Annotated in this window: 7 protein-coding genes; 6 read left to right on the forward strand and 1 reads right to left on the reverse strand. The window is 45.8% G+C overall.

Annotated features, from left to right (window positions below):
- A partial coding sequence (locus F6K20_RS18590; RefSeq protein ID WP_287295601.1) for an OB-fold nucleic acid binding domain-containing protein occupies positions 1–369 on the reverse strand: 369 nt, incomplete at its 3' end.
- Positions 370–878: 509 nt separating this feature from the next.
- Between F6K20_RS18590 and F6K20_RS18595 the strand changes: the two genes are divergently transcribed.
- The 6 genes from F6K20_RS18595 to atpC all read left to right on the forward strand — a co-directional run bounded on the left by F6K20_RS18595 (position 879) and on the right by atpC (position 6,694).
- The gene (locus F6K20_RS18595; RefSeq protein ID WP_008183058.1) at positions 879–2,201 is read left to right on the forward strand and encodes a four-carbon acid sugar kinase family protein; all 1,323 of its coding nucleotides are present in this window, start codon (positions 879–881) and stop codon (positions 2,199–2,201) included.
- Between the two features lie 189 nt (positions 2,202–2,390).
- A complete protein-coding gene (minC, locus tag F6K20_RS18600; RefSeq protein ID WP_044492862.1) occupies positions 2,391–3,185 on the forward strand; it encodes a septum site-determining protein MinC in 795 nt (264 codons plus the stop codon).
- Positions 3,182–3,976: a septum site-determining protein MinD gene (minD, locus tag F6K20_RS18605; RefSeq protein WP_008183054.1), complete on the forward strand. Its 795-nt coding sequence runs from the start codon at positions 3,182–3,184 to the stop codon at positions 3,974–3,976. The genes minC and minD overlap by 4 nt, the downstream gene beginning before the upstream one ends.
- A 91-nt stretch (positions 3,977–4,067) precedes the next feature.
- Positions 4,068–4,385 carry a cell division topological specificity factor MinE gene (gene minE, locus F6K20_RS18610; RefSeq protein ID WP_008183051.1) on the forward strand — a complete coding sequence of 106 codons (318 nt, stop codon included), beginning with the start codon at positions 4,068–4,070 and terminating at the stop codon, positions 4,383–4,385.
- 319 nt (positions 4,386–4,704) lie between these two features.
- Positions 4,705–6,153, forward strand: coding sequence for a F0F1 ATP synthase subunit beta (atpD, locus tag F6K20_RS18615; protein WP_008183049.1), 1,449 nt, complete (start codon positions 4,705–4,707; stop codon positions 6,151–6,153).
- A gap of 130 nt (positions 6,154–6,283) precedes the next feature.
- On the forward strand, positions 6,284–6,694 hold the full coding sequence (gene atpC, locus F6K20_RS18620) for an ATP synthase F1 subunit epsilon (RefSeq protein WP_008183048.1): 411 nt from the start codon (positions 6,284–6,286) through the stop codon (positions 6,692–6,694).
- Positions 6,695–6,819 lie beyond the last annotated feature (125 nt).

Genomic DNA, 6,819 nt, shown 5'->3' on the forward strand with positions numbered 1-6,819 from the left:
TGTATCAGTGAGTTTTTTGAGAATATTGAAAGCATTGGGAAGGTCTGCCATTTTAGCAGTGATTCTCTTTTTATCCAGGTAAAGCTGAATTGTACCAGTCTCATCCTGAATGTTGAAGAAAGCTAATTTACCAAAGACACGACGAGCTATAATCCGACCAGCAACAGCCACTTCCACATCTACTTCTTCGCCATTGCCTAGGTCAGCATAGTTTTGCTGCAATTCGGCAGCCTGAGCTGTAGATTCCCAATTATAGGCATAGGGAATTAATCCTTCTGCTTTCAGTTGTTCAACTTTTTCAAGCCGTGTGGTGCGAATTTCTTCTAGAGTTGAAGTGCTTTGTGCTTCTGGACGGGATTGGTCTGACATAATTTATAGCGACAATCTAGTGGACACATAGTGGATCAACTGTGAGTTAGTGCTGCCTGGTGATCCCTTAGTATATAGCAATTATAAGTTAAACGTTAACATCCTGGTTAAAATAGGTAACGGGTAACATAAGGGAAGTATAACTTCTTATTAATAATCAGTTAGCACTGCTCTATAACTATAATTATAGCTGATTTTTAAAAGCTTATCAACTATAACTAAGTTTATAGATATTTTTAATAATTGCTAATTCGTGGTAAGGGATGTTCAGTAATTTATTACAAATATTATTACAGTATTTTTACGTAGTAAATGCTCGAAATTGACCTTTTTTTTTGTTTAATTGTTGATGTAATTGTGCTAGATTATCTGCTATATTTTTATCGATAATTTTAGCTTTATGTCCTAATCATTATAACCATTACTATCACAATCAGCAATTACCCATTCCCGATTACCCATTCCCGATTACCATGGTAAATAACTGACTTTAATGACAGGCTTGGGAAATGAGCAAAAAACCAAAAATTATTGTACTTGATGATGACCCGACTGGCTCCCAGACAGTTCACAGCTGCTTGTTGCTGATGCACTGGGATGTGGATACATTGCGGCTGGGACTAAGGGATAACTCCCCAATCTTTTTTATTCTTACTAATACCAGAGCTCTTAACCCAGAGCAAGCAGCAACTGTGACTCGGGAAGTTTGCCATAACCTCAAAATGGCCATAGACGCTGAAGGAATTAAAGATTTTATGGTAGTCAGTCGCTCTGACTCCACCTTGCGGGGGCATTATCCTGTCGAAATTGATGTAATCGCCCAAGAAGTCGGACCATTTGATGCCCATTTCTTAGTCCCCGCATTCTTTGAGGGCGGACGAGTCACTCTCGATAGTGTCCATTACCTAATCATTGATGGTATTAGAACGCCAGTGCATGAAACCGAGTTTGCCCGTGACTCGGTATTTGGATATCGCCATAGTTATTTACCCGATTATGTCCAAGAAAAGACCAAAGGTCAGATCAAGGCTGATGCAGTAGAGCGGTTTTTACTAGCAGATATTCGTAACAGTAGCTTGGAGCGTCTTCTCAAACTTACCAATAACCAGTGTGGCGTTGTGGATGGGGAAACCCAAGGGGATTTAGATCAATTTGCGGCAGATGTCCTAAGGGCTGCTGCCCAAGGGAAACGCTTTCTGTTTCGTTCTGCTGCTAGTATTTTAACCTCCCTTGCTAGTCTTGGCTTCCAACCGGTAGCCCCTATGAATATGGCTCAGTATGTCCGACAGGGGAAACCAGGAGTTGTGATTGTGGGTTCCCACGTTAAAAAGACTACTCAACAGCTGGAGCAGCTATTGGGAGCATCTGGGATTGAGGGGATTGAGGTAAATGTAGCCAATTTACTGGATGAATCCGAACAGCAACGGGCAAAACTTTTGGCAAGTATTCTCGAGCGCGTTCAGGAAATTCACAGTACTGGTAAAACACCGGTGGTTTATACCTCTCGTCAGGAATTGGTTTTTGAGGATGTGCAGAAACGGCTGGCGTTTGGAGCAGTAGTTTCAGGCTTATTGATGGATATCGTGAGGGGATTGCCTAAAGATATGGGGTTTTTAATCAGTAAAGGGGGTATTACCTCCAATGATGTCTTAAGTACTGGCCTGGCTTTGAGGTCAGCACGACTATTGGGTCAGATCCTTCCTGGATGCTCAATGGTACTAACCTCTGCTGACCATCCCCAGTTTCATAATTTACCTGTAGTGCTATTTCCTGGCAATGTGGGAGATGTGAATGGCTTGGTGACCGTTTACCGTCGATTGAGTGCAGAGTAAGAATGTTTGACAGGATATCGGTTGTGGGTGTGGGGTAACAGAGCAATAGTATTCTTAAGTATCTTGCCCTTTTGCTCCCTACCACCATTAGCTACAATTCTCAACAGTTATCCACCAGAACTTGCTGAAGAAGGTATGATCACGGAAGAATCTATCTTCGGTGCGTTAACCAATCTGGCTCCTTGTTGCATGACTTCTGATTCTGCCCAACCATCACCAGTTTCAACGGTTTCCAACGACCGCAACTCGGTAGTTAACTGCCTTGGGCAAGTTCGCTTAAAAAGTGAGGGGAAACGGCTGTTGTTGATCTTGCCACCAGCCACTAAAAACCCTAGTACTGTCAATTGGTCGGACCTATGGGAACAATTCAAGCATCGCCTCAATGCTGGAGAGCGCTTTTGGCAGCCTGAATCCAGTGTCCATCTGATGGCTGGGGATCAATTGCTGGATGGGATGAAGCTACAAGCGATCGCTGATGCCCTTGGGGCAGTCCAGTTAAGGCTAAAGCGAGTTTACACCACGCGCCGACAAACCGCTGTGGCTGCAGCAGCTGCTGGGTACTCAGTAGAACAAGAAACTCCTAAGTACTCTTTGAATCAAAAGATTGATCAACCTACTGAATTACTCGCAGAACCTCTGTACTTACAAATGACAGTACGTTCGGGTATAGAGATTCGTCACCCTGGCACTATTGTTATAATAGGGGACTTGAACCCTGGTGGTGCATTGATTGCAGCTGGGGATATCTTCGTTTGGGGGCATCTACGAGGCATTGCCCACGCCGGTGCGAATGGTAATCGAAAATGTCGGATTATGGCATTAAAAATGGAACCCACCCAGTTGCGGATTGCTGATGCTGTAGCTAGGGCACCGGAGACACCGCCACTTCAGTACTATCCTGAAGTAGCTTACGTGACATCCGTTGGGATTCGTATTGCTAGAGCTGCTGATGTTGCTAAAACCCACTTGTCGTTGAATTCATGAGTCGAATTATTGTTGTCACCTCTGGCAAAGGAGGGGTGGGGAAAACTACCATTACCGCCAATCTAGGTTTAGCCCTAGCTCGTTTGGGTCGTCGAGTTGCTTTAGTGGATGCAGATTTTGGTTTGAGAAACTTAGACCTGCTGTTGGGACTAGAAAATCGGGTAGTCTACACGGCTATTGAAGTCTTAACAGGTCAGTGCCGCTTAGACCAGGCTTTGGTCAAAGACAAACGGCAGGAAGGACTAGTCCTGTTACCTGCAGCCCAAAGTCGTAACAAAGAAGCCGTTAACCCCAACCAAATGAAAAAGTTGTTGGGGGTGTTAGCCAAGAATTACGAGTACATCTTGGTGGACTCTCCAGCAGGAATCGAAAGCGGGTTTAAAAATGCGGTTACGGCAGCTACTGAAGCCCTAATCGTTGCTACACCAGAGATTACCTCAGTGCGGGATGCTGACCGAGTTATTGGCTTACTGGAAGCGGAAGGAATCAAGCAGACCCGCCTAATTGTCAACCGCCTGAAAGCGACAATGGTAAAAGCGGATCAGATGATGTCAGTTCAAGATGTCCAAGAAATTCTTGCTATTCCCCTAATTGGTGTTATCCCCGAAGACGAACGGGTGATTGTCTCCAGTAATCAGGGTGAACCCTTGATCTTATCAGAAAAGAAAACTCTGCCTGGAATTGCCATTGAAAACATTGCTGCACGCTTAGAAGGTGCAAATATTTCCTTCCTCGACCTGATGGCAGAACACGACAACCTAATCAGCCGCTTACGCCGCCTGTTCCAATAAGGTTTTACATTGTGAATTGCCAACAACTAGTCTTGCCAAAGAGCCTCTTCCTTCTCCCCCTGTGTGATTATTCACTACTCCAAAAAGCCCCATGATTATCGAAATTCTAGAACAACTTTTTTCCTGGAGGAGTGTTCAAAGCAGCCGTGAGGAGGCTAAGCGCCGCCTCCAACTGGTAATTGCCCACGATCGCTCTGACCTGAGTCCTAAAATGGTGGAGTCGATGCGGCAAGACATCCTGGAGGTGGTCTCTCGCTACGTTGAGATTGATTCGGAAGGGTCAGAGTTTTCCTTAGAAAGCAACCAACGGACAACAGCACTAATTGCTAATCTACCCATCCGACGAGTTAAGGAAAAGCTACGAGAGGAAGAATACCAACGCTTCACTCAAGACGAAGAAGAAGAGTAAGTGTCTAGTAGCTGAAGGGGTGACAAGCTACGTGAAACGTAGGTCAGTTGACGGGGCGAACGGGTGTGGGGTGTATAGCTAAATTGAGCCTATTACTTGGCTGAACAATTATCGGATCACCTTTGAAGGTGATTATGAACCAAGGGATGCTTGCCTGGTCACCCCTAAGGGATGGGACCTATAGTCCTGTTTATATTTAATTTGGGATCAAGTTCTGATACGGTTGAACCCTAACAATGGTAATCTTGAGAGTGGCATTACTAAATGTTAAGACTGTTTTCCAAAATCTGTAACAATAGCTTGACTAAATAAGCGCAATATGGTAGGCACCGCAGAACAAACAAACACGGGCGCTATTGCCCAAATTATCGGTCCGGTTGTTGACGTAGAGTTTCCCAGCGGCAAAATGCCGCAGATTTACAATGCCTTGAGAATTGAAGGCAAAAATGAAGCTGGACAAGATGTTGCTGTGACCTGCGAAGTGCAGCAGCTTCTCGGGGATAACCAAGTGCGCTCTGTTGCCATGAGTGGTACAGACGGTCTGGTGCGGGGTATGGAAGTTATTGATACTGGTGCCCCCATTAGTGTACCCGTCGGCAAGGCTACCTTAGGACGGATTTTCAATGTCTTGGGTGAACCAGTAGATAACAGAGGACCGGCAGAATCTGAGGAGCGCTTCCCAATTCACCGCCCTGCTCCCAAGTTAACTGAGCTGGAAACCAAGCCCTCAGTATTCGAGACCGGTATTAAAGTAATCGACCTGCTGACTCCCTATCGACGTGGTGGTAAGATTGGTCTTTTTGGCGGCGCTGGAGTCGGCAAAACTGTGATCATGATGGAGTTGATCAACAACATCGCCACGAAACACGGTGGAGTATCAGTATTTGGCGGTGTGGGAGAGCGTACCCGTGAAGGGAACGACCTCTACAACGAAATGATGGAATCCAAGGTGATCAACCCGGATGATCTAAACGAGTCGAAAATTGCCCTAGTTTATGGTCAGATGAATGAACCCCCCGGTGCGAGGATGCGGGTGGGTCTGTCAGCGTTGACCATGGCTGAGTACTTCCGGGATGTGAACAAGCAGGACGTGTTGCTGTTTATCGATAACATCTTCCGATTTGTACAAGCCGGTTCGGAAGTGTCTGCTCTTTTGGGAAGAATGCCTTCTGCGGTAGGATATCAACCTACTTTGGGAACAGATGTAGGTGCTCTACAAGAACGGATTACTTCCACTAACGAGGGTTCAATTACCTCCATTCAGGCAGTCTATGTGCCAGCTGACGACTTGACCGACCCAGCCCCAGCCACTACATTTGCTCACCTAGATGGTACAACGGTGTTGTCCCGTGGCCTAGCATCTAAGGGAATTTACCCGGCTGTTGACCCCCTCGATTCTAATTCCACCATGCTGCAACCGAGCATTGTCGGGGAAGACCACTACGGAACAGCTCGTGCTGTGCAGGCAACTCTACAGCGTTACAAGGAACTCCAAGACATTATCGCGATTTTGGGCTTGGATGAATTGTCCGAGGATGACAGACTAACAGTGGCTCGCGCCCGCAAGATTGAGCGCTTCTTGTCTCAGCCGTTTTTTGTAGCGGAGGTCTTCACTGGTTCTCCTGGTCAGTATGTTAGCTTGGACGATACTATCAAAGGCTTCCAAATGATTCTGAAGGGGGAATTGGATGACCTTCCTGAGCAAGCCTTCTACATGGTGGGCAGTATTGATCAAGCGATGGCTAAAGCTGAAAAACTAAAGAGTTAAGTCAGGTTTGATGCTAATAAGGTTATCAAGGTTGAAGGTTAACCTAGTTAACCTGTAACCTTCAACCTGTAACCTTCAACTTTCAAGCTGCTAAACTGCCAACGTCCAACAAACACAATTCATTCTGCTGATGGCTTTAACTGTTCGTATTATTGCTCCCGACAAAACCGTCTGGGATGACCAAGCACAAGAAATAATTTTACCCAGCACTACCGGTCAGCTAGGTATATTGAGTGATCATGCTCCTCTGTTATCAGCGCTGGATACTGGTGTGATGCGAATTCGTTCAGAAAAAGAGTGGATACCAATTGCTCTTATGGGTGGATTTGTGGAAGTTGAAGATAATGAAGTGACGATTCTTGTCAATGGTGCTGAGTCCGCAGATGAAATTGACAAGGATGCTGCAGGTGTTGACTTCAACGAAGCAAAAGCTCGTCTAGAAGAACTTCAAAGCGACGAGAATACCCAAGAAAAAATCCAAGCAACTCAAGCCTATAAGAAAGCCCGTGCTCGCTTTCAAGCTGCTGGTGGCATGGTTTAGTCACGCAACGGTAAATTCCAACCCCATAAACGAAGTAAGGAGGGGATGTAAACCCTATAAGCTCAGCGCTATCCGCACCCCCAGAAACAGGGGGGTAGGGGGACGTCTGGAGTTGGTTACCGTCA

It is taken from the genome of Moorena sp. SIO2C4 (assembly GCF_010672485.1).
In the GTDB taxonomy this organism is placed as follows: Bacteria; Cyanobacteriota; Cyanobacteriia; order Cyanobacteriales; family Coleofasciculaceae; genus Moorena; species Moorena producens.